Below are 25,955 nucleotides of genomic sequence, written 5' to 3' on the forward strand. Positions count from 1 at the left end.
GAGAATACGGGAGCCTCAGGCCTTTGTCACTTCGACGGGGGGTGTTTTTAACAATTCCGTAACGAGAAGCGGACTAGATACCAACGAATATATGGCTTGCGACCTCATTGGGCAGTTCGAGCCCCTCGGCGAAACCTTCAACCTCGACCAGAACGTAGGAACCCACCGCGGTGAACGCGGCCGAGTTGCCCGGCACGACACCGGCCTGCTTGAGCTGCAGCAGGAGCTCGGGATCGACCTGCGCGGGCTCGCCGAGCCGGCGGATGATCTTGGTCTGCGGCCCGACAGCCCCGTGCACGAGCGTCACGATGTTGACGACGCCCTTGGTGAACGGGATCGAGGCCGCTTCGCCGAAGGCATCCAGACCCGGGATCGGGTTGCCGTAAGGCGACTCGGTCGGGTGGTCGAGCATCTCCAGGATGCGCAGTTCGACCTGCTCGCTCATCACGTGCTCCCAGCGACAGGCCTCGTCGTGCACGAGCTCCCACTCGAGGCCGATGACGTCGCTCAGCAGGCGTTCGGCGAGGCGGTGCTTGCGCATGACGGAGATGGCCTTCTTGCGGCCGACCTCGGTCAGCTCGAGGTGACGATCGACCGAGACGACGACCAAACCGTCACGCTCCATACGTCCGACGGTCTGCGACACCGTGGGACCGGAGTGACCGAGGCGCTCCGAGATCCGTGCCCGCAGAGGATTGATGTTCTCCTCTTCGAGCTCGAGGATCGTGCGGAGGTACATCTCCGTGGTGTCGATCAGATCAGTCACTGCAAAACTCCTCATCGCCTTGTTAGGCGTACCTCAAACAGCCTAGTGTTCCGGCGTGCCGGAGGGGCGCTCGCGCGTCGATACTATGGGCTTCATGGCTGAGATCCAGATTCCCACCGACCGACTCCCCGTGGACGGCCGATTCGGGTGCGGGCCCTCGAAGGTACGCCCCGGTCAGCTCGAAGACCTCGTCACCCGCGGAGCGACGCTCCTCGGCACGAGCCACCGCCAGGCACCCGTGAAGAACCTCGTCGGCTCCGTGCGCTCGGGCCTCTCGAGCCTGTTCTCGCTGCCCGAGGGCTACGAGGTCGTGCTCGGCAACGGCGGGTCGACCGCGTTCTGGGATGCGGCATCCTTCGGTCTGATCGAGAAGCGCGCCGAGAACCTGTCGTTCGGCGAGTTCGGTTCGAAGTTCGCCGCCGCCGCGGGCGCGCCGTGGCTCGAGGCGCCGCACGTGATCAAGTCCGACGCGGGCAGCCGCGGCGAGATCGAGGTGCTGGAGGGCGTCGACGTCTACGCCTGGCCGCACAACGAGACCAGCACCGGCGTGATGGCCCCCGTGCGCCGCGTGCACGGTGACGAGGGCGCGCTCACCGTCGTCGACGCCACGAGCGCCGCAGGCGGCATCGACTTCGACTCCTCCGAGGCGGATGTCTACTACTTCGCCCCGCAGAAGAACTTCGCCTCCGACGGCGGGCTCTGGCTCGGCCTCTTCTCCCCCGCCGCGCTCGAGCGGGTGGAGCGGATCGCGGCCTCCGGCCGGTACATCCCCGAGTTCCTGAGCCTGAAGAACGCGGTCGACAACTCGCGCCTGAACCAGACCCTCAACACCCCGGCCATCGCGACCCTCGTCATGCTCGACGACCAGATCTCGTGGATCAACGAGAACGGCGGCCTGCCCTGGGCCGCATCGCGCACCGCCGAGTCGTCGTCGGTGCTCTACGAGTGGGCCGAGGGCGTCTCGTACGCCACCCCGTTCGTCGCGGATCCCGCCCACCGCTCGCAGGTCGTTGTGACGATCGACTTCGATGACAGCGTGGATGCTGCCATGGTCGCGAAGGCGTTGCGTGCGAACGGCATCGTCGACACCGAGCCGTACCGCAAGCTCGGCCGCAACCAGCTGCGGGTGGCGACGTTCGTGGCCATCGAGCCCGACGACGTGCGCCAGCTCATCTCGTCGATCGAGTACGTGGTGGAGAACCTGAGCGGGTAGCGCGCCACAGCATTCCTGCGCGGCCTGACCGCGAAACGAAGAGAGCCCGACCGGATGACCCGGTCGGGCTCTTCTCGTGAGTGGAGCGTCCGCTCAGCGGAACGACTGCGCACCTTCGGCGTGCGGGTCGTCGTAGTCGTCGGACTCCTCCTCGTCGAAGTCGGCTTCGTCGTCATCGTCGTCGTCGGACTCGTCGTCTTCAGAGTCGTCGTCGTCCGACTCGTCGTCTTCAGACTCTTCGTCGTCATCGTCGTCGCCGTCGTCGGACTCGTCGTCATCAGACTCATCGTCATCGTCGTCAGACTCGTCGTCATCGTCGTCAGACTCGTCGTCGGAGTCATCGTCGACCGAGGCATCCGCGTCAGCGGCCGCGAGCTCGTCATCGTCGGAGACGTGGTCGTCGAGGTCGATGCCGTCGAGATCGAGGACGTCCTCGTCGAGATCGTCCTCGTCATCCACGTCCTCGTCGTCCGCATCCTCGTCGTCCGAGTCGGCGTCGTCGTCCTCATCGAGGTCGTCGTCGGCGTCGGCTGCGGCGGTCGCGGCGGCGAGCTCCTGCGCGAGCTGGTACTCGGCGAGGCGCTCGGACCACGGCACCCAGTCGGGCGCGACGAGCGCATCCTCGCCGGGAAGCATCTCGACCTCGAGCACCGTGGGCTCGGACTGCTCATCGACGCGGGCGAGCGTGACAGTCCAGTGCCAGCCGGGGTAGCCGGCCAGACGCGACTCGAAGTGCAGGCTGAGCACGTGGTCCTCTTCGGCGCGGTGGCCGATGACGTCGCCGATCGTGGCGCCGGGCGTGATCTCGCGGAGCGCCGCTCGGGCGAGCCCGACCGAGGCGAGCAGCACCTCGTCCGTCACCGGCGCGGGCTTCTCGGCCTCGACCTCGACGTCCTCCGTCGACTCCGTCGGTTCGGTGGCTTCCGCGGCCTCAGTGGCATCGATGACGTCCGCGACCTCGACGAGCTCGACGGTCTCGGTGATCTCGACGACCTCGGTGCCGTCGGCCGACTCGGCGAACGCATCCGTGACCTCCACGACCGTGACGCCGTCGGCGGTCTCGACGACGAGATCCGTCACCTCGACGACCTCCACGGTCTCTACCACGACCTCAGTCACCTCGACGACGCCGGCCGCTTCCACGGCCTCGACCGCGGCATCACCGGCGGCATCCGCGGTCTCGGCGGCATCCGCAGCCTCGACAGCAGCCGTCTGCTCCTCCGACTCCTCGGAGGGAGTGGGGGTGTCAGACGCCACTAGGCGTCCAGCTCGTCGGCGACCTTGCGCAGCAGGGCCGCGATCTTGCGGCTGTGGGCGTTGTCGGGGTAGCGGCCGCGCTTGAGGTTGCCGCCGATCGAGTCGAGCACCTTCACCAGGTCTTCGACGATCACGGCCATGTCGTCCGCGGGCTTCCGCGACATCTTGACGAGGCTCGGCGGTGCTTCGAGCACGCGCACCGAGAGGGCCTGGGCGCCGCGCTTGCCGTCGGCGATGCCGAACTCGAGTCGCGAGCCGGCCTTCACCGACGCTCCTGCAGGCAGGGCTGACGCGTGCAGGAAGACCTCTTGGCCGTCATCGGTGCTGATGAAGCCGAAGCCCTTCTCGTCGTCGTAGAACTTGACCTTGCCGGTTGGCATCGTGAATCTCCTCGTGTAATCGGCCCGGATACCCCTCCTGGCCACTCACCAGCCTACCCGTGCCCGTATCCTTGGACTGTGAGCGACGTTGAGAAGACCCCGGCGACCCGCCCGGAGCGGGCACTGACCTTCATGGTGGTGACGCTCGTGGGGCTCTCGGTACTCGCGATCATCGCGGTGCTCGTCTGCGGACTGGTCGGGGTGAACCTCAACAACGACTTCGGCCGTACGGTGGCCCTCCTCCCGGTGATCGCCCTGCCGGTCGGGCTGGTGCTGATGATCGCCCTCCTGGTCATGAGCATGCGCCGGCGTCTCCGCGACGACCGCAGGAGTAAATGAGCGATTCGCTCCCGCTCGCCCGACGGCTGAGCGCTCTCGATGACGACGCGCTCGTCCGTCTCGTGACGGAGCGGCGCGTTCCGGCACGCGACATCCGCGACTTCTTCGATCTCGCCGACGCCCTGCTGCAGCCCGCCTCGATCCGCCTCGCCCTCCGCGACGTCGACCGCGAGGCGCTCGTGCGCCTGGCGGCGAGCGCCCCGGCCGCCCCGGCGGTCGAGGCCGGCACCCCTTCCTCTGGGCACAGTACCGACCCGCTCGCCACGACCGACGCCGACCTCGTCGCCCTGGCCCTCGCAGCCGAAGCGGGGCCGGATGCACCCGAGCCGGGCGCACTCCTCCCTTATGACGCGGTGAGCGAGGTCGCGCAGGCGGTGCTCGCCGAAGCAGGCCCCGTGACCGGCGACGACACCGGCGGTGACACCGGCGACGCCGGTACGGATGCGGCTGCGTCCCGCGACGAGGCCGTCCTGCTCGCCGCCGCGGCCGAGCGCGCCTTCACCACGGTCTCCGCCGTCTCCGAACTCCTGCAACAGCTGCGCACCGCCCCCGTGCGCCTCCGCGCCCACGGCGGCATCGGCACGGTCGAGGAGCGCCGGCTGGCACCCCTGCTCGGCGTCGAGGTCGACCAGGTACCCGCGGTCGTCGAGCTCGCCGCATCCGCCCGGCTCGTGGCCGCCGAGGCCGAGACGCTGCTCTCCACGACCCTCGCCGAGCAGTGGAACCTCCTCCCCGCCGCCGACCGGTGGCTGGCCCTGACCCGCAGCTGGTTCGGAGCGCTCCCGGCGCCCTGGCGCCGCATCCTGCACGCCTCGCTGGCCTGGCAGAACGAGAGCACGCTCGCCCGGGCCTTCCTCGACCGGTACCCGGCGGCGGACGAGTCTCGGCACGAGGTGCTCGCCGGGATCGGCGCTGTCGCGGTGACGCTGGGCCTCGTCGCGGACGACCGGCCGACCCCGTTCGGAGCCGTCGCCATCCACGAGACCCGCGCCGACCTAGAGACCGGAGCGCCGCAGCCCGCAGGCGGAGCACGCGAGCCCGGGCTCGACGTCGTCGCCGCGGCCCTGCCGCCCGAGGTCACGCAGGTCTACGTGCAGCACGACCTCTCGGTCATCGCGCCGGGCCCGCTGCCGCCGACGATCGACGCGCGCATCCGCCTGCTGGCCGACCTCGAGAACCGCGGCCTGGCCTCGGCATACCGCATCTCGCAGGCCTCGATCGACCGCGCTCTCGCCTCGGGCGAGACCGAGCAGTCGCTCCGGGACTTCCTCGGCGAGGTGTCGCTGACCGGGCTCCCTCAGGCGCTCGACTACCTGCTCACGCAGGGCGGGCGCCGGCACGGCCTGGTGCGGGTCCGACCGGCCGCGAACGCCGGCCCAGGGGTGCGCACGATCGTCGAGACCGCCGACGAAGCCCTCCGCGGCACGATCGCCCTCGACCATGCCCTCTCGGCCCTCGACTTGCGCCGCACCACGGATGCCGCGACCGAGGCCGGGCCGGCTCCCCTCGTCAGCCGTGCCGAACCCGCAACCGTCTACTGGCTGATGCTCGACGCCCGCTACCCCGTGCTCGCGCTCGACGCCGACGGCGAGCCGCGCGTCATGACCCGCGCCCGGATCGTCCCGGCGCCCGCGTCGGCCCCGACCCTGCCCGCCGCCGCCGCCGCAGCCTCTGAAGCCGCGCCCGCAGCACCCGCCTCGACCCCGAACTCCGGCCGCACCGCGGCACCGGTCACCACCCCCACCTCGGCACAGACAGGCACCCCCATCACCTCCCCCGCAGCACCCAGCTCCACCTCCACCCCCACCTCCGCAGCCGCCGACCTGCTCGCCCGCCTCCGCGACGCCCCCACCGCCTCCCCCGACGACCCCACCGCCTGGATCACCCGGCAGCTCGACCAGGCCGTGCGCGCCCGCACCCCGCTGCTGGTCGACGTGCGGATGCCCGACGGCTCGGCCGCCCACCTCCGCGTCACTCCGCAGAGCCTCTCGAACGGCCGGCTGCGCTGCGTCGACGAGAAGGCGGGGATCGAGCGCACGGTGCCCGTGGCGAACATCCTGGCCGTCGAGGCCGCCTGACCCGAGGGCCGCGTAGACTTTCCAGTTATGCCCGACGGCCCTCTCATCGTCCAAAGCGACCGCACCGTACTGCTGGAGGTCGCGCATCCGGATGCCGCTGCGGCCCGCCACGAACTGGCGGTGTTCGCCGAGCTGGAGCGCGCCCCCGAGCACGTGCACACCTACCGCATCACCCGGCTCGGCCTCTGGAACGCGCGTGCCGCCGGCCACTCGGCCGACGAGATCCTCGCGACCCTGGAGCAGTACTCGAAGTTCGCGGTGCCGCAGTCGGTGACCCTCGAGATCGTCGAGACCATCGGCCGCTACGGCAAGCTCGTGATCGAGCGCGACGACGAGGGCGTGCTCAGCCTGCGTTCGACCGACCCGGCCGTGCTGACCGAGATCACCCGCGGCAAGAAGGTCGCACCGCTGCTCACCGAGCGCCGCGACGACGGCAGCTGGCTGATCGCCCCCTGGGCCCGCGGTCAGCTCAAGCAGGAACTGATCAAGCTCGGCTGGCCCGCCGACGACCTCGCCGGCTTCACGCCGGGCACCCCGCACGCGATCGAGCTCGACGAGTCGAACTGGCACCTGCGCGACTACCAGCGCGAGGCGGTCGACCTGTTCTCCGAGCACGGTTCGGGAGTCGTGGTGCTGCCCTGTGGCGCGGGAAAGACGCTGGTCGGCGCCGGCGCGATGGCCGCGATCAAGACCAACACGCTCATCCTGGTGACCAACACGGTCTCGGCGCGCCAGTGGCGGAGCGAGCTGCTGAAGCGCACGACCCTCACCGAGGATGAGATCGGCGAGTACTCCGGCCTGGTCAAAGAGGTCAAGCCGGTCACGATCGCGACCTACCAGATCCTCACCTCCAAGCGCAGCGGCAGCTACGCCCACCTCGAGCTGCTCGACGCGCTCGACTGGGGGCTCGTCGTCTACGACGAGGTGCACCTGCTGCCCGCGCCCGTCTTCAAGCTCACCGCCGACCTCCAGGCCCGCCGCCGCCTCGGCCTCACGGCGACCCTGGTGCGGGAGGACGGCCGGGAGTCCGACGTCTTCAGCCTGATCGGCCCCAAGCGCTTCGACGCGCCGTGGAAGGAGATCGAGGCCCAGGGCTACATCTCCCCCGCCAACTGCTACGAGGTGCGGGTCGACCTGCCCTATGACGAGCGGATGACGTATGCGGCCGCCGGCGACGACGAGCGCTACCGCCTCGCCGCCACCGCGCCCGCGAAGCTCGACGCGACCCGCCGGCTGATCGCGCATCACGAGGGCGAGCGCATCCTCGTCATCGGGCAGTACATCGACCAGCTCGACGAGCTCGCGGCCCAGCTCGGCGCCCCGGAGATCACGGGCGCCACACCCGTGGCCGAGCGCGAGCGGCTGTTCCAGGCGTTCCGCGACGGCGACGAGAAGATCCTCGTGGTCAGCAAGGTCGCGAACTTCTCGATCGACCTGCCCGAGGCGAGTGTCGCCATCCAGGTCTCCGGGTCGTTCGGGTCGCGTCAGGAGGAGGCCCAGCGCCTCGGTCGCCTGCTGCGCCCGAAGGAGTCCGGGCTGTCGGCGAGCTTCTACACGCTCGTCGCGCGCGACACGGTCGATCAGGAGTTCGCGCAGAACCGCCAGCGCTTCCTCGCCGAGCAGGGCTACGCCTACTCGATCGTCGACGCCGACGCGCTCGTCGCCTAGCGTTCGGGGGCCCCGGCCGACTCGCCGCCGGGATCGAGCGGGCCGGGAGCCAGTGCACCACTGACTCACAGTTTTCGCACAGCGCACCCGCAGATAATGGATGCATGACCGGCCCTCGCATCCTCATCGTCGACGACGAACCGAACATCCGCGATCTGCTCACCACCAGCCTCCGCTTCGCCGGCTTCGCCGTGCGTGCGGTCAGCAACGGCGCGCAGACCATCTCCGCCGTGCTGGAGGAGGAGCCGGATCTCATCATCCTCGACGTCATGCTCCCCGACATGAACGGCTTCGGGGTCACCAAGCGGCTGCGGGCCGCGGGCTACACCGCCCCCATCCTCTTCCTCACGGCGAAGGACGACACGGAGGACAAGATCACCGGCCTCACGGTCGGCGGCGACGACTACGTGACCAAGCCGTTCAGCCTCGACGAGATCGTCGCGCGCATCAAGGCGATCCTCCGCCGCACGATGCAGGCCGACGAAGACGCGATCATCCGCGCCGGCGAGCTGACGATGGATCAGGACACGCACGAGGTCTTCGTGGGCGACACCGCGATTGAGCTCTCCCCCACCGAGTTCAAGCTGCTGCGCTACCTGATGCTGAACCCGAACCGGGTGCTCTCGAAGGCGCAGATCCTCGATCACGTCTGGGAGTACGACTTCAACGGCGACGCCGGCATCGTGGAGTCGTACATCTCGTACCTGCGTCGCAAGCTCGACGCGCACACCGAGGAGTCGCTCATCCAGACCAAGCGCGGCTTCGGCTACATGCTCAAGGTCAGCAAGGCCTAGCCCCAGCCTGAGGCGGTAGCCTTCTCCCCGACATGCTGAACGCCATCCTGAAGCAGTGGAACTCGATCTCGCTGCGCACCAAGATCACGGGCGTGACGGTCTTGATGCTGACCTTCGGGCTGGTGGTGTCGGGAGTGGGCACGATGATCGTCCTGCGCACCTACCTGCTGCAGCAGGTCGACTCGCAGCTCGACACCGCCTCGAAAGACGCCTCGCCCTTCCTCGGGCCGGATGCCACGCAGGAGCGCTTCGGCATCCAGGACATCACCTCGGCGCCCACCGACTACTTCGTGGGGCTGCTGAGCGCATCCGGTGAGCTGATCGTCAGCAACTGGGGCGACCGCGATCCGCAGGCCATGCCCCAGGCGCAGGTCTCGCTCGACACGGCGAACCTGCTCGAGGGCAAGGTCTTCAGCATCGACTCGATCGATCAGCACACGCAGTGGCACGCCATCGCGACGACGGTCTACCTCTACGGCGGCGACGGGTCGCTCGGCACCATCGTGATCGCGAAGTCGCTCGCCGAGACCGAGAAGACGACGGCGACCTACCTGTCGATCTTCCTCGCCTTCGGCATCGGCGTCGTGATCCTGGGCGCCATGCTGACGCGACTGCTCGTGACGTCGACGTTCGGGCCGCTCCGCGAGGTCGAACGCACGGCGGCGGCGATCGCCGACGGCGGTGACTTCAGCCGGCGCATGTCGGATGCGACGCCCAACACCGAGGTCGGCCGCCTCAACCGCTCGCTCAACACGATGCTCTCGCGCATCGACAGCGCCTTCGCCGACCGCGCGCGCACGATCGACCAGATGCGCCGCTTCGTCGGTGACGCCTCGCACGAGCTGCGCACACCGCTGGTGTCGGTGCGCGGCTACGCCGAGCTGTACCGGATGGGGGCGCTCCAGACGCCCGAAGACGTCGCTCAGGCGATGGACCGCATCGAGAAGGAGGCGATCCGGATGGGCACGCTCGTCGAAGACCTCCTCGAGCTCGCCCGTCTCGACGAGACCCGCCCGCTGCAGCTAGCCCTGATCGACCTCGTGCCCCTGACTCTGGATGCGGCGATGGATGCGCGGGCCGCCAGCCCCGAACGCGTCGTCTCGGTGATCACGCCCAACGCTCCCTCGTCGGTGACCTTCGCTCCGGCGATCGAGGGCACGGCGGCGGATGCGGACGGGTCTGCGTCGGGCTCCGGTGCTGGCTCTGGTTCCGGCTCCGGTTCCGGTGCGCCCGGGAAGCCGTCGACCGCGACTCGTCCGGTCACCTTCGCCAACAGCGCTCTCGCTCGCCTGCGCCGGAAGCCCCGTGCCGCCGGTGACCCGACGGAGACGGGCCCCATTACCGGGCTGGACTCCGGGGGCAGCGCGCAGGGCTCGCAGGCCACCGGGCCGGTCGCGCGGACCGGATCCGGCCGGGGCTTCGGGGCCGCCCGGCGTGCATCCTCGTCGACGCCGACCGCCGCGATTCCGGTCTCCGGCGCTCAGGCCGCCTCGCAGCCGGCCGCCGAGGTGCGCCCGATCGTGCTGGCCGAGGAGAACAAGATCCGGCAGGTGCTGACGAACCTCATCGGCAACGCGCTGCGGTTCACCGACGCCGACAGCCCGATCGAGCTCTCGGTGCAGGTCGACGAGAAGCGCCGGGTCGCGACCGTCGACATCATCGACCACGGAACCGGTATCCCGCCCCAGATCCGCGAGAAGATCTTCCAGCGCTTCTACCGCGCCGACTCCTCCCGCACCCGCGAGACCGGCGGAAGCGGCCTCGGCCTCGCCATCGTCTCCTCCATCATCGCGGCCCACCACGGCACCGTCGAGGCCCTGGAAACCCCCGGCGGAGGAGCCACCTTCCGCGTAACCCTCCCCCTCGCCGAGTAAGTACCCCTCCCGGCAGGTGAGCGCGGCGAAACGGTCTCTCGCGTCCCGGCAGGTGCGGGCTCCAAGGCTCCCGAATTTCCCGGAAGGTGAAGACCCAAAGACACTGTCCTCGACCCGTCACTTGTTGTCGCTATATCCCCGAATAGCGACAACAACTGACGTCTCGAGGACAGTCGGTCGGCACGGAACACAAACGCAACAGGCCGCTGTCGACGACCCAGGGTGAGCGCGTCGCCGTGAGGTGCGACCGCAGGCCGCGCCTTACGACGGCACGCGAACATGTCGCCCTGCGCCGGGCGGGGACCGGCGCAGGCAAAGAAAAAGGCGGCCCCCGCAGGGGACCGCCTTTTTCTTTGGAACTAACTCAGAAGTCCATGCCACCCGTGGGGTCGCCGGCCGGAGCCGGGTTCTTCTCGGGCTTGTCGGCGACGACGACCTCGGTGGTGAGGAAGAGGCCGGCGATCGACGCGGCGTTCTGCAGCGCCGAGCGGGTGACCTTGGCCGGGTCGATGATGCCGGCGGCCAGGAGGTCGACGTACTCACCGGTCGCGGCGTTCAGGCCCCAGCCGTAGTCGAGGTCGCGCACCTTGGCGGCGACGACGCCCGGCTCCATGCCGGCGTTGAAGGCGATCTGCTTGAGGGGGGCCTCGATGGCCACCTTCACGATGTTCGCACCGGTCGCCTCGTCGCCCTTGAGGTCGAGGTTGGCGAAGGCGGTCTTGCCGGCCTGGATGAGGGCCACGCCACCACCGGCGACGATGCCCTCTTCGACGGCAGCCTTGGCGTTGCGCACTGCATCCTCGATGCGGTGCTTGCGCTCCTTCAGCTCGACCTCGGTCGCGGCACCGGCCTTGATGACCGCGACACCACCGGCGAGCTTCGCGAGGCGCTCCTGGAGCTTCTCGCGGTCGTAGTCGCTGTCGGTGTTCTCGATCTCCGAGCGGATCTGAGCGACGCGTCCGGCGATGGCCTCGGGGTCTCCGGCGCCTTCGACGATCGTGGTCTCGTCCTTGGTGATGACGACCTTGCGGGCCTGACCGAGCAGGTCGAGGGTGACGTTCTCGAGCTTGAGGCCGACCTCCTCGGAGATGACCTGGCCGCCGGTGAGGATCGCGATGTCCTGCAGCTGCGCCTTGCGACGGTCTCCGAAGCCGGGAGCCTTGACGGCGACCGACTTGAAGATGCCGCGGATCTTGTTGACGACCAGCGTGGCCAGGGCCTCGCCGTCGACGTCCTCGGCGATGATGAGGAGCTGCTTGCCGGTCTGGATGACCTTGTCGACGATCGGCAGCAGGTCCTTGATGTTCGAGACCTTCGAGTTGACGATCAGGATGTAGGGGTCTTCGAAGACCGCTTCCTGGCGCTCGGGGTCGGTGACGAAGTACGCCGACAGGTAGCCCTTGTCGAAGCGCATGCCCTCAGTCAGCTCGAGCTCGGTGCCGAAGGTGTTCGACTCCTCGACGGTGACGACGCCTTCCTTGCCCACCTTGTCGATGGCCTCGGCGATGATCGCGCCGATCTCGGGGTCGGCCGCGGAGATGGATGCGGTGGCCGCGATCTCTTCCTTGGTCTCGATCTCCTTGGCGTTCTTGATCAGCTCGGCGGAGACGGCGGCGACGGCCTTCTCGATGCCCTTCTTGAGCGAGATCGGGTCGGCGCCGGCGGCCACGTTGCGGAGGCCTTCCTTGACCAGGGCCTGGGCCAGAACGGTCGCGGTGGTGGTTCCGTCACCCGCGACGTCGTCGGTCTTCTTGGCGACCTCCTTGACGAGCTCGGCACCGATCTTCTCGTACGGGTCGTCGAGCTCGATCTCCTTGGCGATGGACACGCCGTCGTTGGTGATCGTGGGGGCGCCCCACTTCTTCTCGAGGACGACGTTGCGGCCACGCGGGCCGAGCGTGACCTTGACGGCGTCGGCGAGGATGTTCAGGCCGCGCTCCAGGCCGCGACGGGCCTCTTCATCGAAAGCAATGATCTTTGCCATGTGTGTTCTTCGTCCTCCCTGGACGTCGTTCAAAGATTCAGGTGTTAGCACTCAGACTTCACGAGTGCTAAACCAATATTGGCACTCGGGCTGCCCGAGTGCAAGTGAAGGGCAGGGGTGCACAGGTGGCCGGCACGTCGCGCGCGGCCCGCACGGCGGCTCAGGCCGCCGGCACCACCGTCACCGAGCCGGACTCCTCCGGCACCAGCTCGATCCAGGTGTTACCGGGCGCCAGCCGCACGGTGGCGCCGAGGTCGTCGATCAGCCGGATCGGCGCGGTCGGGGCATCCTTCACCCACGTCGCGTGCACCGTCCGCCCGCCCGTCGAGACGGTCGCCTCGCCGGACGCGACCAGGACCGCCTGGGGCACCTCGGCGTCGTAGTCGTAGACCTCGTCGACCCGCAGGGTCACGACGTTGACGGCCGAGAGCTGATCGCCGTTCGTGTCGTAGTCAGGCCCGCCCTCCTGGGTGCGGAGGAAGACGCCCGCGGCGGCATCCCAGTCCCACCCGGGGTACCGCTCGTCGGAGAAGACGACGTCGACCGCCGAGGTGGCGGTGCCCTGCGTGACCGCGGTCGAGGATGCGACATCCCACGAATAGGCGAACTGCTGCACCGGCGTCGCGAGGTCGGCATGCTGGGCGACCAGCTCGGTGGCCTTGACGACCACGTCGTGCGGGCTCGTGCGCCCGTCCATCCGGTAGAAGGTCGAGTCGGTGTCGGCCTGGCCGTGGATGGCGCTGTAGACGGGCGCCGCCCGCATCATGTCGACGAACTGCTCCTGCCCGCCCGAGAAGGCGACGATGCCACCGAAGGAGGAGAGGATGTCCGGATCCATCGGCCGGATCGACCGCACCGGCCCGATCAGATCGGGCACGTCGGACTGCCAGATCGCGACGTACCGGGTCAGCCCACCCTCGACCAGCTCCTCGAACACGATGTCGGTGCGTTCCAGGCCGATCTGGGGGCGCGCCTCTTCGTGGTTGTCGATCTTCGCCGCGAGCGAGGGGCCGGTGAGACTCCCCGCGGGCACCAGCGTGCCCCGGAGCGGTGCCGGCACGGTGGGCGCGGGCGTGACGTAGTCGGAGCCGAACCCGGCCGTCGGCGTGATGCCCGCCTCCGTCGGAACGGGGTCCGACGCACTGCACCCGGCGATCACCGCCACGACGGCGAGAACAGCCGCGCCCGACACGATCCTCGTCGCGCGGCGTCGCCGGTCGGTCGTCGGCTTCGTCGCTCTCGTGATCACGAGCACACTTTAGTGCCGGCGCGACCGCCGAAACGGCCGCCGCGCCCCAGCCCGATGCTCAGCCCGGTGCCCAGCCCGGCGCTCAGGCGAGCCGGACGGACTCGGCCTGCGGGCCCTTCGAGCCCGTTCCGACCTCGAACACGACCTGCTGGCCCTCTTCGAGGACCTTGTAGCCGGACATGTCGATGGCCGAGTAGTGCACGAAGACGTCCTGTCCACCATCGTCCACGGTGATGAAGCCGTAGCCTTTTTCAGCGTTGAACCACTTCACGGTCCCGTTCGCCATTGTTACTCCCAAGTGCTGTGTTTCTGCAGAAGTGACACAGTTGCCACGACCATTTCCAGATCCTATTCGGACGGGAACGGCGCACAATGGCCCTTCTGGCGAAAACGACAGATCGTTCCCGCAAATCAACACGACGGAAACACCCGCGTAATAAAACGGCGGCCGAACGGCTGCCGAGCCGCTGCCGAGCCCCGTTCCGACGGCGGTCCAGCGGCGTCCGAGGAGCTAGCCCTCGACCCCTTCGGCCCCCGACGCCGTGCCGTCGACGACGTCGCTGTCGCCCGCGACCGACGAGCCGGGGCCGGCGTAGTCGGTGCCGAGCACGACGGTGAGGCTCGCGCCCAGGAAGGTCTGCGACTCCTCGACCGGAACGTTGCCGAGCAGCTGGGCGAGGCCGAGTGCTGCGGCCTGGTTCGCCGGGTCGGGGTAGTAGACGGTGGTGGTCGGGAAGTCGGTCGAGCTCGCATTGGCCATCGAGCCGACGCTCCAGCCGGCCGCATCCGCCGCGTCACCGACCGCGGTGGCGAGCCCGGAGACGGTGGTGCCGTTCAGGATGGTCACCGACAGCGAACCGTCGGTGATCGGGGTGACGGTCGGGGTGGGGGTCGGGGTCTCGGTGGGCGTGGCGGCCGTCGTCGAACCGCCGAAGGCATCCTGGAACTGGATGTTGTTGTTGATCACCGCGAGGTAGGTGATGCCGCCGCCGATCAGCAGCACAGTGGCGAGGGCCGCCCAGGCGAAGACCATCCAGCCACGGCCGCGCGGCTTCGGACCGCGGTGGGCGCCCACCCGTGCGGGACGGTCGGGCAGACGGTCGAAGCTGTCCTCAGAAAAGCGTGCCATGTGGGGGGCGTGGTCCTAGTCGTCGCGCGAGAGCAGTCGGGCCGAGCGCGCGGCGAGCCGCGCATCCCTCACCCGCTGAAGCCTCTTGATGAGCATCGGATCGTGTGCGAGAGCGGCTGGCGAGTCGATCAGCGCACCGAGAAGTTGATAGTAGCGGGCCGACGAGAGACCGAACTCCTTGCGGATGGCCTGCTCCTTGGCGCCGGCGTGCCGCCACCAGCTGCGCTCGAAGCTCAGGATGTGCACGTCGCGCTCGGAGAGAGCGTGGGCGGCGCCGGCGACGGCAGCCGCACCAGAACCCGACCCGGCAGGCGGGGTCGCGGAGACCGCGGCGGTCGTGCGCTCATCGGCGACGGACATGCGGCTCCTCACGCTCGGTTCCCGCGAATATCGTCGCCATCATATTGGGGGCGACCTTTGCGTCAGCCGATAGCCGCGCCGGGTCGCCACATCGACTGGTGCGGGATGCCGGCCTCGACGAACTCGTCGCCGACGGCCTCGAACCCGGCGCGCAGGTAAAGAGGCACGATGTAGCTCTGGGCGTGCAGCAGCATCGACTCGTCGCCGAACCGCTCGACGACGGCGGCGAGCAGCTCCTGGGCGAGCCCTCTCCCCCGGTGCTCGGGATGCACGACGACCCGGCCGATCACGCGACGCGCGTCGCGGTACTCGGGCTCCGCATCCTGAAGCACACGCAGGTAGGCGACGGGGGCGCCGTCCTCCTCGATCCAGAGGTGCAGGGTCGAGGGTTCGGCGTCACGCCAGTCGAGCTCGCTGTCGTCGACCTTCTGCTCGACGTAGAAGACGTCGGTGCGCAGTTTGAGCACGGCGTAGAGCTCGCGCGTGGTCAGGTCGTCCCAGCGCTTGACGATCACGGAATGGGCAGCCACCGTCCAGAGTTTACTGGGATGATTGTCGATCGATCATCAGACCAGCACGCAGGAGCAGCACGGCATGAGCAACTACGAGGTTTCCAAGTCCGACGACCAGTGGCGCTCGGAGCTCTCGGCCGACGAGTTCGCCGTTCTCCGCCAGGCGGCCACCGAACGGCCGTGGACGGGCGAGCTGCTCGAGGAGGACCGCGAGGGCGTCTACTCGTGCAAGGCCTGCGGGGCCGAGCTGTTCCGCAGCACCACGAAGTTCGACTCGCACTGCGGCTGGCCGAGCTTCTACGACGCCTCCGACTCGGACGCCGTCGAACTGATCGAGGACAGCTCGCTCGGCATGGTGCGCACCGAGGTGCGCTGCGCCAGCTGCGGCTCGCACCTCGGGCACCTCTTCGACGACGCCCCGCAGACCCCCACCGGCGACCGCTACTGCATGAACTCGGTCGCCCTCAGCTTCGACGCGGCGGAGTAGTCGGTGCCCGGAGTCAAGGAGGCGATGCTCGCCCGCCGTTCCTCGTCGAAGGTGACGGATGCGGCCCCCACGGCCGACGAGCTCGCCGCGGCCGTCGAGGCGGCCGGCCAGCTCGCGGACCACAGTGGCCTGCGGCCCTGGCGGGTCATCGCGATCCGCGGCGACGCGCGCGACGAGCTCGGTGACGCGCTCGCGAAGGCGGAGGGCAAGAAGGGCAAGGATGCGGAGAAGTACCGCAGTAAGGCCCGTCGCGCCCCGCTCGTGCTCGCCGTGGTCGCCTCGCTGCGCCCGAAGCACAAGGTGCCGGAGTGGGAGCAGGAGGCCGTGGCCGCCGGGGTCGCCCACAACCTGACGCTGGTGCTCGACGACGAGGGCTGGGGCGTCTTCTGGCGCACCGGCGAGGGCACCCGCTCGAAGCCCGTGCGTCAGGCCCTCGGGCTCGGCAAGCACGAGGAGCTGCTCGGCTGGCTCTACGTCGGCGGGCTGCCGGACCGAGCCCGCAAGGCCAGGCCCAAGGGGCGGATCAAGGTGCAGGAGCACCTGACGTTCCTCTGATCGGGGTCGTCCGGCGGGACCGTCGGGGGGCGTAGGGTTTAAGCGTGACTGAACTGGATCTCACTCCAGTCAACGACGACTCACCCTCCTCCCCACGCCGACCTTCGCAGGACTCTGCCGCCGGGTCCTCCGGCGCGCCCGGGAGTGGGGGCGGCCCGGGCGCTCCCCGCGTCAGCCCGCTGCGGCGCTGGCTGGCCATCCTCGCGCTCGCCCTCGGCGGCTTCGGCATCGGGGTCACGGAGTTCGTGACGATGGGCCTGCTGCCCGACATCGCGAAAGACCTGCTGCCGGCGCAGTTCGCCGCCGACGCGGCCGACGCCACCGCATCCACAGGCCTGCTCGTCTCGGCCTACGCGCTCGGGGTCGTGGTGGGTGCGCCGACGATCGCGGCGTTGGCCGCCCGCTGGCCGCGGAAGCGCCTGCTGATCGTGCTGGTCACCGTCTTCGTGATCGGCAACCTCGCGACCGCGATCCTGCCCTCCTTCGGCCTGGTGCTGCTGGCCCGGTTCGTCAGTGCGCTGCCGCATGGCGCCTACTTCGGCATCGCCTCGCTCGTCGCCGCCTCTCTCATGGGGCCGGACAAGCGGGCGCGCGGCGTCGCCTTCGTGCTCGGCGGTCTGACGATCGCGAACATCGTCGGGGTGCCGTTCGGCACGTTCCTCGGGCAGAGCTTCGGCTGGCGGAGCGCCTACTTCCTCGTCGCGGTGATCTTCGTGGTGACGCTCGTCGCGATCATCGTGACCGTGCCGTTCCAGCCCGGTGACCCGCGTGCGACGCTGAAGAACGAGCTGAGCGCGTTCACGCGACTCCAGGTCTGGCTGACGCTGCTGCTCGGCTCGATCGGCTTCGGCGGCATCTTCGCGGTCTACACGTACGTGGCGCCCGTGGTCACCGACGTGGCGCACCTGCCGGCGAGCACGGTGCCGTTCGTGCTCGTGATGTTCGGTGTCGGGATGACGATCGGCAACTTCGCGGCGGGCTGGTTCGCCGACCGCTCGGTCAAGCTGACCCTGCTCGTCGGCGTGATCGGCATCACGCTCGCCGTGCTCTCGTTCGGGCTCTTCGCGCACACCGCGCCGGGCCTGTTCATCACGATCCTGTTCGTCGGCCTGTTCGCGGGCACCTGCGGCCCCGCCGTGCAGACGCGGCTGATGGATGTCTCCCACAACGCCCAGTCGATCGCCGCTGCGCTCAACCATTCGGCGCTCAATCTCGGCAACTCGCTCGGCGCCTTCCTCGGCGGCCTCGCGATCGCGGCGGGCCTCGGCTACATCTCGCCGGCCTTCGTCGGAGTCCTGCTCGGCCTCCTCGGCCTCGTCGTGCTGCTCAGCTCGTTCGCGGTAGACCGCCGCCGCGCCCGTAGCTAGCCCGTCACCCGGACTTCGCCGCGTGACCCGAGGTCGTGACGGAGCCCCCCTCCCCCGAGGGTGCAGACGGTGGGGCCGGCCACGGGACTCGAACCCGTAACCCCCGCTTTACAAGAGCGGTGCGCTACCAATTGCGCCAGGCCGGCTGGGGTGGAACAGACTCATTGTAGCCAAAGGCCGAACGGCCCCGACTCGGCTCAACCCGCGGCGGGCGAGGGCGTCGGGGTCGCGGTCGACAGGGCCTCGTTCGAGACCTGCACGACGAAGGCCGAGAAGGCGGCCGGGTCGGTCAGCGAGCCGGAGTACTTCTGGCCGTTGACGAGCACGGTCGGGGTGCCCTGGATCGACACGTCGCTGTTGGGCAGGTTGCCCGAGAGCGCGCGGGACGTGGCATCCGAGACCCAGCCCTTGAACTGGGTGTCGTCGATGCAGGAGTTGACCTGATCGGTCGAGGTCACCCCCGCCTGGGACGCCAGGTCTTTCAGCTTCGCGTCATCCAAGCCCTCGGTGTTCTCGGCCGGCTGGTTGGAGAACAGCAGGCTGTTGTACTGCCAGAACTGGTCGGGCGCGTAGTTGGCCACGCAGGCGGCCGCGTTGGCGGCGCGGGTGGAGTACTTGGTGCCGAGCGACGAGCGGTCGAGGATCGACAGCGGGTGGATCTCGATGGTCGCAGCCCCCGACTGCACCCAGTCGGCGATCTGCGAGTTGTTGGTCGCCTCGAACTGGCCGCAGTAGGGGCACATGTAGTCGACGTAGGTGCGGATGTCGACCGTACCGGAGGCCGGGTCGTTCGCCGTGGCGATGGGGTCTTCTCCCGCAGCGAGGGCCGGGGTCGTCGCGGCGACGAAGCCGGTACCGATCTGGATGCCGTCGCTGGCCATGTTGAGCGGGCCGGGGCCGGCGGGCTTGAGGGTCGAGGTGATCACGAGCGTGATGCCGACGATGATGGCCACGACCACGACGCTGAGCGACGAGATCAGGATGACGCGGTTGCGGACATCCTTCTTGCGCTGCTCCTCACGCAGCTGCTTCGCCTTCTCCCGGGCGGCCTCTCGGCGCTGATTCTTCGACTGTCGTGAATCTCCGGGTCCGCTGAGGGTCATGCGTGTCAGTGCTCCGTGGTCAGGATGTGAGGGGCGTACAGGGGGGTGCTGGTGTACGGGTGCGGAGGCCGGGGGTGCTCCGGCGACTCGACAAGAATACTAGGAAGGCAGTCTGGGAGCTTGCCACAGGGCGGCTGAACGGCGACGGCAGCGGGACGACGCTTCCGGCACCACGACGGCACCACGGCGACGACGACGTCGGCCCACCGTGACATAATCGACATGGGTCTCCGACGTCGCAGGCCCGGTTCCATCCATCACAACGGATCGTCCGGCACGTACCTGCCGGTGAAGGAGTAATGAATCATGGCATCTGTCACCTATGACAAGGCCACCCGGATCTACCCGGGTTCCACCCGCCCCTCGGTCGACAAGCTCGACCTCGAGATCGCGGACGGCGAGTTCCTCGTCCTCGTCGGCCCCTCCGGCTGCGGCAAGTCGACCTCGCTCCGGATGCTCGCCGGCCTCGAAGAGGTCAACGAGGGTCGCATCCTGATCGGCGACCGCGACGTCACCGACATCCCGCCGAAGGATCGCGACATCGCGATGGTCTTCCAGAACTACGCGCTCTACCCGCACATGACGGTCGCCGAGAACATGGGCTTCGCCCTGAAGATCGCCGGCGTCGGAAAAGACGAGCGGGCCACCCGCGTGCTCGAGGCCGCCAAGCTGCTCGACCTCGAGCCCTACCTCAGCCGCAAGCCCAAGGCCCTCTCCGGCGGCCAGCGTCAGCGCGTCGCCATGGGCCGCGCGATCGTGCGCCAGCCCCAGGTGTTCCTGATGGACGAGCCGCTGTCGAACCTCGACGCCAAGCTCCGCGTGCAGACCCGCACCCAGATCGCGTCGCTCCAGCGCCGCCTCGGCGTCACCACCGTCTACGTCACGCACGACCAGACCGAGGCACTCACCATGGGCGACCGGATCGCCGTGCTCAAGGACGGCGTGCTGCAGCAGGTCGGCACCCCGCGCGACCTGTACGAGAAGCCGAGCAACGTCTTCGTCGCGGGCTTCATCGGCTCGCCGGCGATGAACCTCTTCCACGCCGACCTCACCGACGCGGGCGTGCGCTTCGGCACCTCGATCGTGCCCGTCGACCGCGAGACCCTCGCGAGCTCGTCCGGCACCAGCGCCACCATCGGCGTGCGCCCGGAGGACATCGTGCTCTCCTCGACGCCCGGCGAGGGCCTCGAGGTCGTCGTCGACCTGATCGAAGAGCTCGGCGCCGACGGCTACCTCTACGGCCACTCGGACATCGAGGGCAAGCGCACCGACATCGTCACCCGCGTCGACGGCCGCTCGCACCCCTTCGTGGGCGACAAGGTGTACCTCACGGCCGCTCCCGGCCACGTGCACCTCTTCGACCTCGAGTCGGGCGAGCGCCTCGGCAACAAGGCCGTCGTCAGCTGACCCGGAGATCCGACACCGCGCCGTGACGAGCTCACTCAACATCACCTCGGCCACCGCCGATCCGGGACTCCTCGACCTTCCGTGGAACCTCCCGCTCGACGACTGGCCGGACGAGTACATCGCGGCACTGCCCAAGGGCATCTCCCGGCACCTCGTGCGCTTCGCCCATCTCTCGGGTCACGTCATCGCCATCAAGGAGACGACGGATGAGATGGCCAAGCGCGAGTACGAGATGCTGCGCACCCTGCAGCGGCTCGACGTCCCGTGCGTCGAGCCGCTCGCGGTGATCACCAACCGCACGGATGTCGATGGCGAGCCGCTGCGCTCCGCGCTGGTGACCCGGCACCTGAAGTTCTCGCTGCCCTATCGGGCGCTGTTCTCGCAGATGCTGCGGCCCGACACGGCCACCCGCCTGGTCGACGCCCTGGCGGTGCTGCTCGTGCGCCTGCACGTCATCGGCTTCTTCTGGGGCGACGTGTCGCTGTCGAACACGCTGTTCCGACGGGATGCGGGGGCCTTCGCCGCCTACCTCGTCGACGCCGAGACCGGTCAGCTCTACGAGGGCCTGTCCAACGGGCAGCGCGAGAACGACCTCGAGATCGCCCGCGTCAACATCGCCGGCGAGCTGATGGACCTCGAGGCCGGCGGCCGCGTCGACGAGGAGCTCGACCCGATCACGGTCTCCAATGGCATCGTCGCGGCCTACCGCTCGCTCTGGAAGGAGCTGACCGGCTCCGAGTCGTTCAGCTCGTCCGAGCGCTGGCGCATCAACGAGCGCGTCGGCAGGCTCAACGATCTGGGCTTCGACATCGAGGAGCTCGCGATCAAGACCACCGAAGGTGGCACAACCGTGCGCATCCAGCCAAAGGTGGTGGATGCGGGGCACCACCAGAGGCGCCTGCTCCGGCTCACCGGGCTCGACGCCCAGGAGAACCAGGCCCGCCGTCTCCTCAACGACCTCGACTCCTACGCGGCCCGCTACGGCAAGAAGGACTACGACGAGGAGATGATCGCGCACGAGTGGCTCGCGAAGGTCTTCGAGCCGGTCATCCGCGCCATCCCCCGTGACCTGCGCGGCAAGCTCGAACCGGCGGAGGTGTTCCACCAGCTGCTGGAGCACCGCTGGTTCATGAGCCAGAACCAGTCGCGTGACGTGCCGCTGGCCGAGGCCGTGTCCTCCTACGTCGACACGATCCTCCGGCACCGTCGCGACGAGGCGACCGTGATCGATCCGCCGACCGGCGCGATCACGCTCGCCATCCCGACGCAGGAGCCCGACGCCGAAGACTGGCGCCTCACCGTCTGACTCCCGAGTCCGGCCCCGACTGCCGCCGATCCGTCAGTTGTTGTCGCTAATCCCTGCGGATAGCGACAACAAGTGACGGATCGAGGACCTGTGGGAGGGGTGGGGGCGCGGATTACTTCGCGCGCTGGCGGGCGATCTCGTAGAGGGTGACGCTCGCCGCGATGCCGGCGTTGAGCGACTCCGTGCCCGCCGAGATCGGGATCGACACGATCGCGTCGCAGGTCTCGGTCACGAGCCGCGAGAGGCCCTTGCCCTCGTTGCCGACCACGACAACGATCGGGCCCGAGGCGAAGTCGAGGCCGGGCAGCGAGACGTCGCCGTCGCCGTCGAGGCCCACCACGAAGACGCCCGCGGCCTTGAAGGCCTTGAGGGTCTGGGTGAGGTTCGACGCCATGGCGACGGGGGTGCGCGCCGCGGCACCGGCCGAGGTCTTCCACGCCGAGGCGGTCACGCCGACCGAGCGACGCTGCGGCACGATGACGCCCTGGCCGCCGAACGCGGCGGTCGAGCGGATGATCGCCCCCAGGTTGCGCGGGTCGGTGATGCCGTCGAGCGCGACGAACAGGGGCTTCTGGCCGCGGCGGAGCGCGTCGTCGAGCAGCGTCTCCGGGTGCGCGTACTCGTACGGCGGCACCTTGAGCGCGAGGCCCTGGTGCACCGAGTCGTGGCCGGAGAGCCGGTCGAGCTCGGGCCGCATGACCTCCATCACGGGGATGCCGCGCTTGTTGGCCAGCGACAGCGCCTCCTTGACGCGCTCGTCGACCTCGACGCGGAACGCCACGTAGAGCGCCGTCGCCGGGATGTGCGCGCGCAGCGCCTCGACGACCGAGTTGCGGCCGGTCACCATCTCGCTGTCGTCGGCCTTCTTGACGCGGCGGGCCGGGGCGGGGCGGCCCTGGCCGCCCGCATCCTGACCCCGCTCGCTGCTCGAGCGACCACCGGGGCGGCCCCTGCCGCCGGCCGCGGCGAAGCGCTCGCGCGCCGCCTTGGCCTTCCCGGCGGGGTGGTAGGGCCGGTCCTCGGCCTTGGGGGTGGGCTTCTTGCCCTCGAGGGCCTGGCGACCCTGACCGCCGGAACCGACGGCCTTGCTCCCCTTGGTTCCCTTGCGAACGGCGCCGGCCCGCGAGGGGCGGCCTGTTGATTTAGCCATCGAGACTCCAGTGCGCGCCGGTGGGCGTGTCTTCTATCGAGATTCCGGCCTGTCCGAGTTCGTCCCGGATGCGGTCCGCGGTAGCGAAGTCGCGGCCCTTGCGTGCCGTCTCCCGGTCGGAGACGAGGCGTTCGACCAGCGTACCGAGTGCGCGCTCGGCTCCGCTGTCGTGACCGGTGGCCCATTCGGGCGAGAGGGGGTTGATGCCGAGCACATCGGTCATCGCGAAGACCTGGCCGAGGAGGGATGCCGCCTCGGCGAGATCCTCGTCGTCGAGCGCGGCGTTGCCGCGGCGGACGGTCTCGTGGATGACGGCGATCGCCTGCGGGACGGCGAGGTCGTCGTCCATCGCCTCGCGGAACTCCTCGGGCACGACGAGCTCCTCGGTGCCGGCGAACCGGGTGCCGGCGAGGCGGCGGGTGCCGCGCTCGAGGAAGCCCTCGATGCGGGAGACCGCGGCATCCGCTTCTTCGAGGGCACCCTCGTGGTACTCGAGGGTCGAGCGGTAGTGGTTCGCGCCCAGGTAGTAGCGGAGCACGACCGGCCGCGCCGAGGCGATCAGCTCGGAGGCGAAGACCGAGTTGCCGAGCGACTTCGACATCTTCTGGCTGCCGATCGAGACCAGGCCGTTGTGCAGCCAGTAGTTCGCGAACGCGTCGCCGGCGGCCCGGGACTGCGCGAGCTCGTTCTCGTGGTGCGGGAAGCGGAGGTCGAGACCGCCGCCGTGGATGTCGAACTGGGTGCCGAGGTACTTCGTCGACATCGCCGAGCACTCGATGTGCCAGCCGGGACGGCCCTGGCCCCAGGGGCTCACCCAGGCAGCCGTCTCGGGCTCGCCCTCCTTGTGGCCCTTCCAGAGGGCGAAGTCGCGCACGTCGCGCTTGCCCCGGGAGTCGGAGTCGGTGGCCGGTGCCATGTCGTCGAGCTTCTGGTGGGTGAGCTCGCCGTAGTCGGCCCAGCTGGCGGTGTCGAAGTAGACGTCGCCCGTGCCGTCGTCGGCGACGTAGGCGTGGCCGTTGTCGACCAGGCGCTGGATGATCGCCTGCATCTCGGGGATGCTCGCGGTCGCGCGCGGCTCATAGGTGGGCGGGAGCACGCCGATCGCCGTGTAGGCGGCGGTGAACTCGAGCTCGACGCGGTAGGCCAGCGCCCACCACGGCTCGGGACTGCCCGCGGCCGCGCTCTCGGCGGAGTTGATGAGGATCTTGTCGTCGATGTCGGTGACGTTGCGGATGAACGTGACCGTGTAGCCGTTGAACGAGAACCAGCGGCGCAGCTGGTCGTAGACCAGGGCCGAACGGAGGTGGCCGATGTGGGGCGAGGACTGCACCGTCGGCCCGCACACGTAGATCCCGACCTGTCCCGGAACGAGGGGTGTGAAGTCGACGAGGGCGCCGAGCTTCGAGTCGTGGAGTTTAAGCGTCACGTGGCTAGTTTAACTGGGGGATGCCGGATGTTACGCGCTGTGCTGGTTCCGCGCCGCCGCCTCTGCGGCGCGGGCGACATGATGTGTTAGTTCCGCGCCGCCGCCTCTGCGGCGCGGGCGACATGTTCGCGTGCCGTCACGGAGCGCGGCCTCCGGTCGTGCTCCGCGGCGACGCGCTCACCCTGGGTCGTCGGGAAGGGCCTGTTGCGTCTGTGTCCGGGGTGCGGTGGCCGGCAGAGCAAACGCAACGGGCCGTACTCAACGACCCAAGGCGACGGCGTGGCCGGAGATCACGACCGTAGGCCGGGATTTCCGACCGCACCGGCGCATGTCGCCCCGCGCCGCAGAGGCGGCGGCGCGGTTAATAGATCAGCGCTGTTGCCAGGGCTGTGAGGCCCTCGCCGCGGCCGGGGAAGCCTAGGCCGTCGGTGGTGGTGGCGGAAACGGAGACGGGGGCTGCCAGGAGGGTGGTGAGGAGGGCGTCGGCCTCGGCTTTGCGGGGGGCGAAACGGGGGCGGTTGCCGATGAGCTGCACCGAGACGTTGCCGATCGTGAAGCCGGCCTCCTCCAGCAGGGCGCGGGTGCGGGTGAGGAAGACCTCGCCGTGGGCTCCGGCGAGCGAGGGGTCCGAGGTGCCGAAGCGGCTGCCCAGGTCGCCGAGGCCCGCCGCGCCGAGCAGCGCGTCGCAGATCGCGTGGGCGACCACGTCTCCGTCGCTGTGGCCCGCGAGCCCGGCCTCGCCAGGCCAATGCAGGCCGGCCAGCCAGAGCTCGGCCGCGGGGTCGAAGGCGTGCGCGTCGACACCGAGGCCCGTGCGCGGGAGTGCGGGCATCCGAGTCCTCCGGAGCAGGTCGTCGGCGCGCTCGAGGTCGGCGGCCGTGGTGATCTTGAACGAGAGCGCATCGCCCGGGACGACGGTGACCGGATGCCCGGCGTCGCGCACGAGGCCGGCGTCGTCGGTCGCATCGGCGGCGGCACGCGCGTACGCGTCTTCGAGCAGCGCCCGCGGGAACCCCTGCGGCGTCTGCACGGCAGTCAGCCGCGAGCGGTCGACCGTCTCGAGCACGACGCCGTCGGCATCCACGCCCTTGACCGTGTCGGTGACCGGGAGACCGGGGATGACTCCCCCACCGCTCTCCCGCACCGCCGCGATGACGCGCTCGAAGACCGAGGTCGGCGTGAAGGCCCGGGCCGCGTCGTGCACCAGCACGACGTCGACGCCCTCCGGCAGGGCCGCGAGCCCCGCCGCGACGGACTGCTGCCGGGTCGCGCCGCCGGCTACGACGACGACAGCATCCGATGCCGATGGAGAAGCCGAGGCGAACGCCGATACCGGCCCGAGGTGCGACGCGGTCTCCGCGAGCAGCTCCCCCGGCGCGACGACGACCACGGCGACGCGCTCCGCCATCCCGCGGATCCCGTCGAGCGAGCGCGACAGGATGCTCCTGCCGCCCACCTCGACGAACGCCTTCGGCCGGCCGAGGCCGAGCCGGGTTCCCGAACCCGCCGCCACGACGATGACGGCGACGGATGGGGAGGAGGTCACCCCGC

At 69.5% G+C, this 25,955-nt stretch carries 24 protein-coding genes and 1 tRNA gene; 11 read left to right on the forward strand and 14 right to left on the reverse strand.

Going from position 1 to position 25,955, the window contains the following annotated elements:
- Positions 1–73: 73 nt before the first annotated feature.
- Entirely contained in the window at positions 74–766 is a 693-nt protein-coding gene (locus HSO01S_RS09805; protein WP_066040888.1) for an iron-dependent transcriptional repressor DtxR, read from the reverse strand.
- Between the two features lie 94 nt (positions 767–860).
- On the opposite strand from HSO01S_RS09805, the gene serC reads away from it, so the two are divergent.
- Entirely contained in the window at positions 861–1,979 is a 1,119-nt protein-coding gene (gene serC / locus HSO01S_RS09810) for a phosphoserine transaminase (protein WP_066041535.1), read from the forward strand.
- A gap of 93 nt (positions 1,980–2,072) precedes the next feature.
- On the opposite strand, the gene HSO01S_RS09815 is transcribed toward serC, so the two are convergent.
- Both HSO01S_RS09815 and HSO01S_RS09820 read right to left on the reverse strand, forming a co-directional pair.
- Entirely contained in the window at positions 2,073–3,236 is a 1,164-nt protein-coding gene (locus HSO01S_RS09815) for a DUF3027 domain-containing protein (protein WP_245635963.1), read from the reverse strand.
- Entirely contained in the window at positions 3,236–3,616 is a 381-nt protein-coding gene (locus HSO01S_RS09820; protein WP_066040890.1) for a cold-shock protein, read from the reverse strand. The genes HSO01S_RS09815 and HSO01S_RS09820 overlap by 1 nt, the downstream gene beginning before the upstream one ends.
- Before the next feature lie 78 nt (positions 3,617–3,694).
- On the opposite strand from HSO01S_RS09820, the gene HSO01S_RS09825 reads away from it, so the two are divergent.
- From HSO01S_RS09825 to HSO01S_RS09845, 5 genes are all read left to right on the forward strand, one after another.
- A complete protein-coding gene (locus HSO01S_RS09825; RefSeq protein WP_157079010.1) occupies positions 3,695–3,955 on the forward strand; it encodes a hypothetical protein in 261 nt (86 codons plus the stop codon).
- Entirely contained in the window at positions 3,952–6,033 is a 2,082-nt protein-coding gene (locus HSO01S_RS09830) for a helicase-associated domain-containing protein (RefSeq protein ID WP_066040892.1), read from the forward strand. Before HSO01S_RS09825 ends, HSO01S_RS09830 begins: the two co-directional genes overlap by 4 nt.
- Before the next feature lie 27 nt (positions 6,034–6,060).
- The gene (locus HSO01S_RS09835) at positions 6,061–7,701 is read left to right on the forward strand and encodes a DNA repair helicase XPB (RefSeq protein WP_066040894.1); all 1,641 of its coding nucleotides are present in this window, start codon (positions 6,061–6,063) and stop codon (positions 7,699–7,701) included.
- A gap of 104 nt (positions 7,702–7,805) precedes the next feature.
- Positions 7,806–8,495, forward strand: a complete 690-nt coding sequence (locus HSO01S_RS09840; RefSeq protein WP_066040896.1) for a response regulator transcription factor — start codon at positions 7,806–7,808, stop codon at positions 8,493–8,495.
- Positions 8,496–8,527: 32 nt separating this feature from the next.
- Complete coding sequence (locus HSO01S_RS09845) at positions 8,528–10,369, forward strand: sensor histidine kinase (RefSeq protein ID WP_066040897.1); 1,842 nt, start codon at positions 8,528–8,530, stop codon at positions 10,367–10,369.
- A gap of 364 nt (positions 10,370–10,733) precedes the next feature.
- On the opposite strand, the gene groL is transcribed toward HSO01S_RS09845, so the two are convergent.
- From groL to HSO01S_RS09875, 6 genes are all read right to left on the reverse strand, one after another.
- Positions 10,734–12,353, reverse strand: a complete 1,620-nt coding sequence (gene groL / locus HSO01S_RS09850; protein WP_066040899.1) for a chaperonin GroEL — start codon at positions 12,351–12,353, stop codon at positions 10,734–10,736.
- A 160-nt stretch (positions 12,354–12,513) separates the two neighbouring features.
- Positions 12,514–13,602: a DUF3048 domain-containing protein gene (locus HSO01S_RS09855; RefSeq protein WP_169799971.1), complete on the reverse strand. Its 1,089-nt coding sequence runs from the start codon at positions 13,600–13,602 to the stop codon at positions 12,514–12,516.
- An 82-nt stretch (positions 13,603–13,684) separates the two neighbouring features.
- Complete coding sequence (locus HSO01S_RS09860) at positions 13,685–13,888, reverse strand: cold-shock protein (protein WP_066040903.1); 204 nt, start codon at positions 13,886–13,888, stop codon at positions 13,685–13,687.
- Positions 13,889–14,113: 225 nt separating this feature from the next.
- Complete coding sequence (locus HSO01S_RS09865) at positions 14,114–14,731, reverse strand: LytR C-terminal domain-containing protein (RefSeq protein WP_084361537.1); 618 nt, start codon at positions 14,729–14,731, stop codon at positions 14,114–14,116.
- A 15-nt stretch (positions 14,732–14,746) separates the two neighbouring features.
- Positions 14,747–15,091: a DUF3263 domain-containing protein gene (locus HSO01S_RS09870; RefSeq protein ID WP_084361538.1), complete on the reverse strand. Its 345-nt coding sequence runs from the start codon at positions 15,089–15,091 to the stop codon at positions 14,747–14,749.
- Between the two features lie 62 nt (positions 15,092–15,153).
- Entirely contained in the window at positions 15,154–15,621 is a 468-nt protein-coding gene (locus HSO01S_RS09875; protein ID WP_245635964.1) for a GNAT family N-acetyltransferase, read from the reverse strand.
- Between the two features lie 64 nt (positions 15,622–15,685).
- Between HSO01S_RS09875 and msrB the strand changes: the two genes are divergently transcribed.
- The 3 genes from msrB to HSO01S_RS09890 all read left to right on the forward strand — a co-directional run bounded on the left by msrB (position 15,686) and on the right by HSO01S_RS09890 (position 18,012).
- A complete protein-coding gene (gene msrB, locus HSO01S_RS09880; RefSeq protein WP_066041539.1) occupies positions 15,686–16,090 on the forward strand; it encodes a peptide-methionine (R)-S-oxide reductase MsrB in 405 nt (134 codons plus the stop codon).
- Positions 16,091–16,114: 24 nt separating this feature from the next.
- Positions 16,115–16,645, forward strand: coding sequence for a nitroreductase family protein (locus HSO01S_RS09885; protein WP_066040905.1), 531 nt, complete (start codon positions 16,115–16,117; stop codon positions 16,643–16,645).
- A gap of 179 nt (positions 16,646–16,824) precedes the next feature.
- Positions 16,825–18,012, forward strand: coding sequence for an MFS transporter (locus HSO01S_RS09890; RefSeq protein WP_066041541.1), 1,188 nt, complete (start codon positions 16,825–16,827; stop codon positions 18,010–18,012).
- A 70-nt stretch (positions 18,013–18,082) separates the two neighbouring features.
- Here the strand turns inward: HSO01S_RS09890 and HSO01S_RS09895 are convergent.
- Positions 18,083–18,158: transfer RNA gene (locus HSO01S_RS09895), tRNA-Thr, on the reverse strand.
- Between the two features lie 51 nt (positions 18,159–18,209).
- Complete coding sequence (locus tag HSO01S_RS09900; RefSeq protein ID WP_066040907.1) at positions 18,210–19,115, reverse strand: DsbA family protein; 906 nt, start codon at positions 19,113–19,115, stop codon at positions 18,210–18,212.
- A 306-nt stretch (positions 19,116–19,421) separates the two neighbouring features.
- Here HSO01S_RS09900 and HSO01S_RS09905 point away from each other — a divergent pair, with 306 nt between their 5' ends.
- The gene (locus tag HSO01S_RS09905) at positions 19,422–20,522 is read left to right on the forward strand and encodes an ABC transporter ATP-binding protein (RefSeq protein WP_066040909.1); all 1,101 of its coding nucleotides are present in this window, start codon (positions 19,422–19,424) and stop codon (positions 20,520–20,522) included.
- Between the two features lie 22 nt (positions 20,523–20,544).
- Positions 20,545–21,828 (forward strand): DUF4032 domain-containing protein, encoded by a 1,284-nt coding sequence (locus HSO01S_RS09910; protein WP_066040912.1) that lies wholly within the window; start codon positions 20,545–20,547, stop codon positions 21,826–21,828.
- 112 nt (positions 21,829–21,940) lie between these two features.
- Here the strand turns inward: HSO01S_RS09910 and rlmB are convergent, their stop codons facing one another.
- The 3 genes from rlmB to ispD form a co-directional block, all read right to left on the reverse strand.
- Complete coding sequence (gene rlmB / locus HSO01S_RS09915) at positions 21,941–22,978, reverse strand: 23S rRNA (guanosine(2251)-2'-O)-methyltransferase RlmB (RefSeq protein ID WP_066040914.1); 1,038 nt, start codon at positions 22,976–22,978, stop codon at positions 21,941–21,943.
- Positions 22,971–24,404, reverse strand: a complete 1,434-nt coding sequence (gene cysS / locus HSO01S_RS09920) for a cysteine--tRNA ligase (RefSeq protein ID WP_066040916.1) — start codon at positions 24,402–24,404, stop codon at positions 22,971–22,973. Before cysS ends, rlmB begins: the two co-directional genes overlap by 8 nt.
- Positions 24,405–24,765: 361 nt before the next feature.
- A complete protein-coding gene (ispD, locus tag HSO01S_RS09925) occupies positions 24,766–25,950 on the reverse strand; it encodes a 2-C-methyl-D-erythritol 4-phosphate cytidylyltransferase (protein WP_066040919.1) in 1,185 nt (394 codons plus the stop codon).
- Positions 25,951–25,955: the final 5 nt, after the last annotated feature.

Origin of the sequence: Herbiconiux solani NBRC 106740 (assembly GCF_001571005.1) — a bacterium.
GTDB lineage: Bacteria > Actinomycetota > Actinomycetes > Actinomycetales > Microbacteriaceae > Herbiconiux > Herbiconiux solani.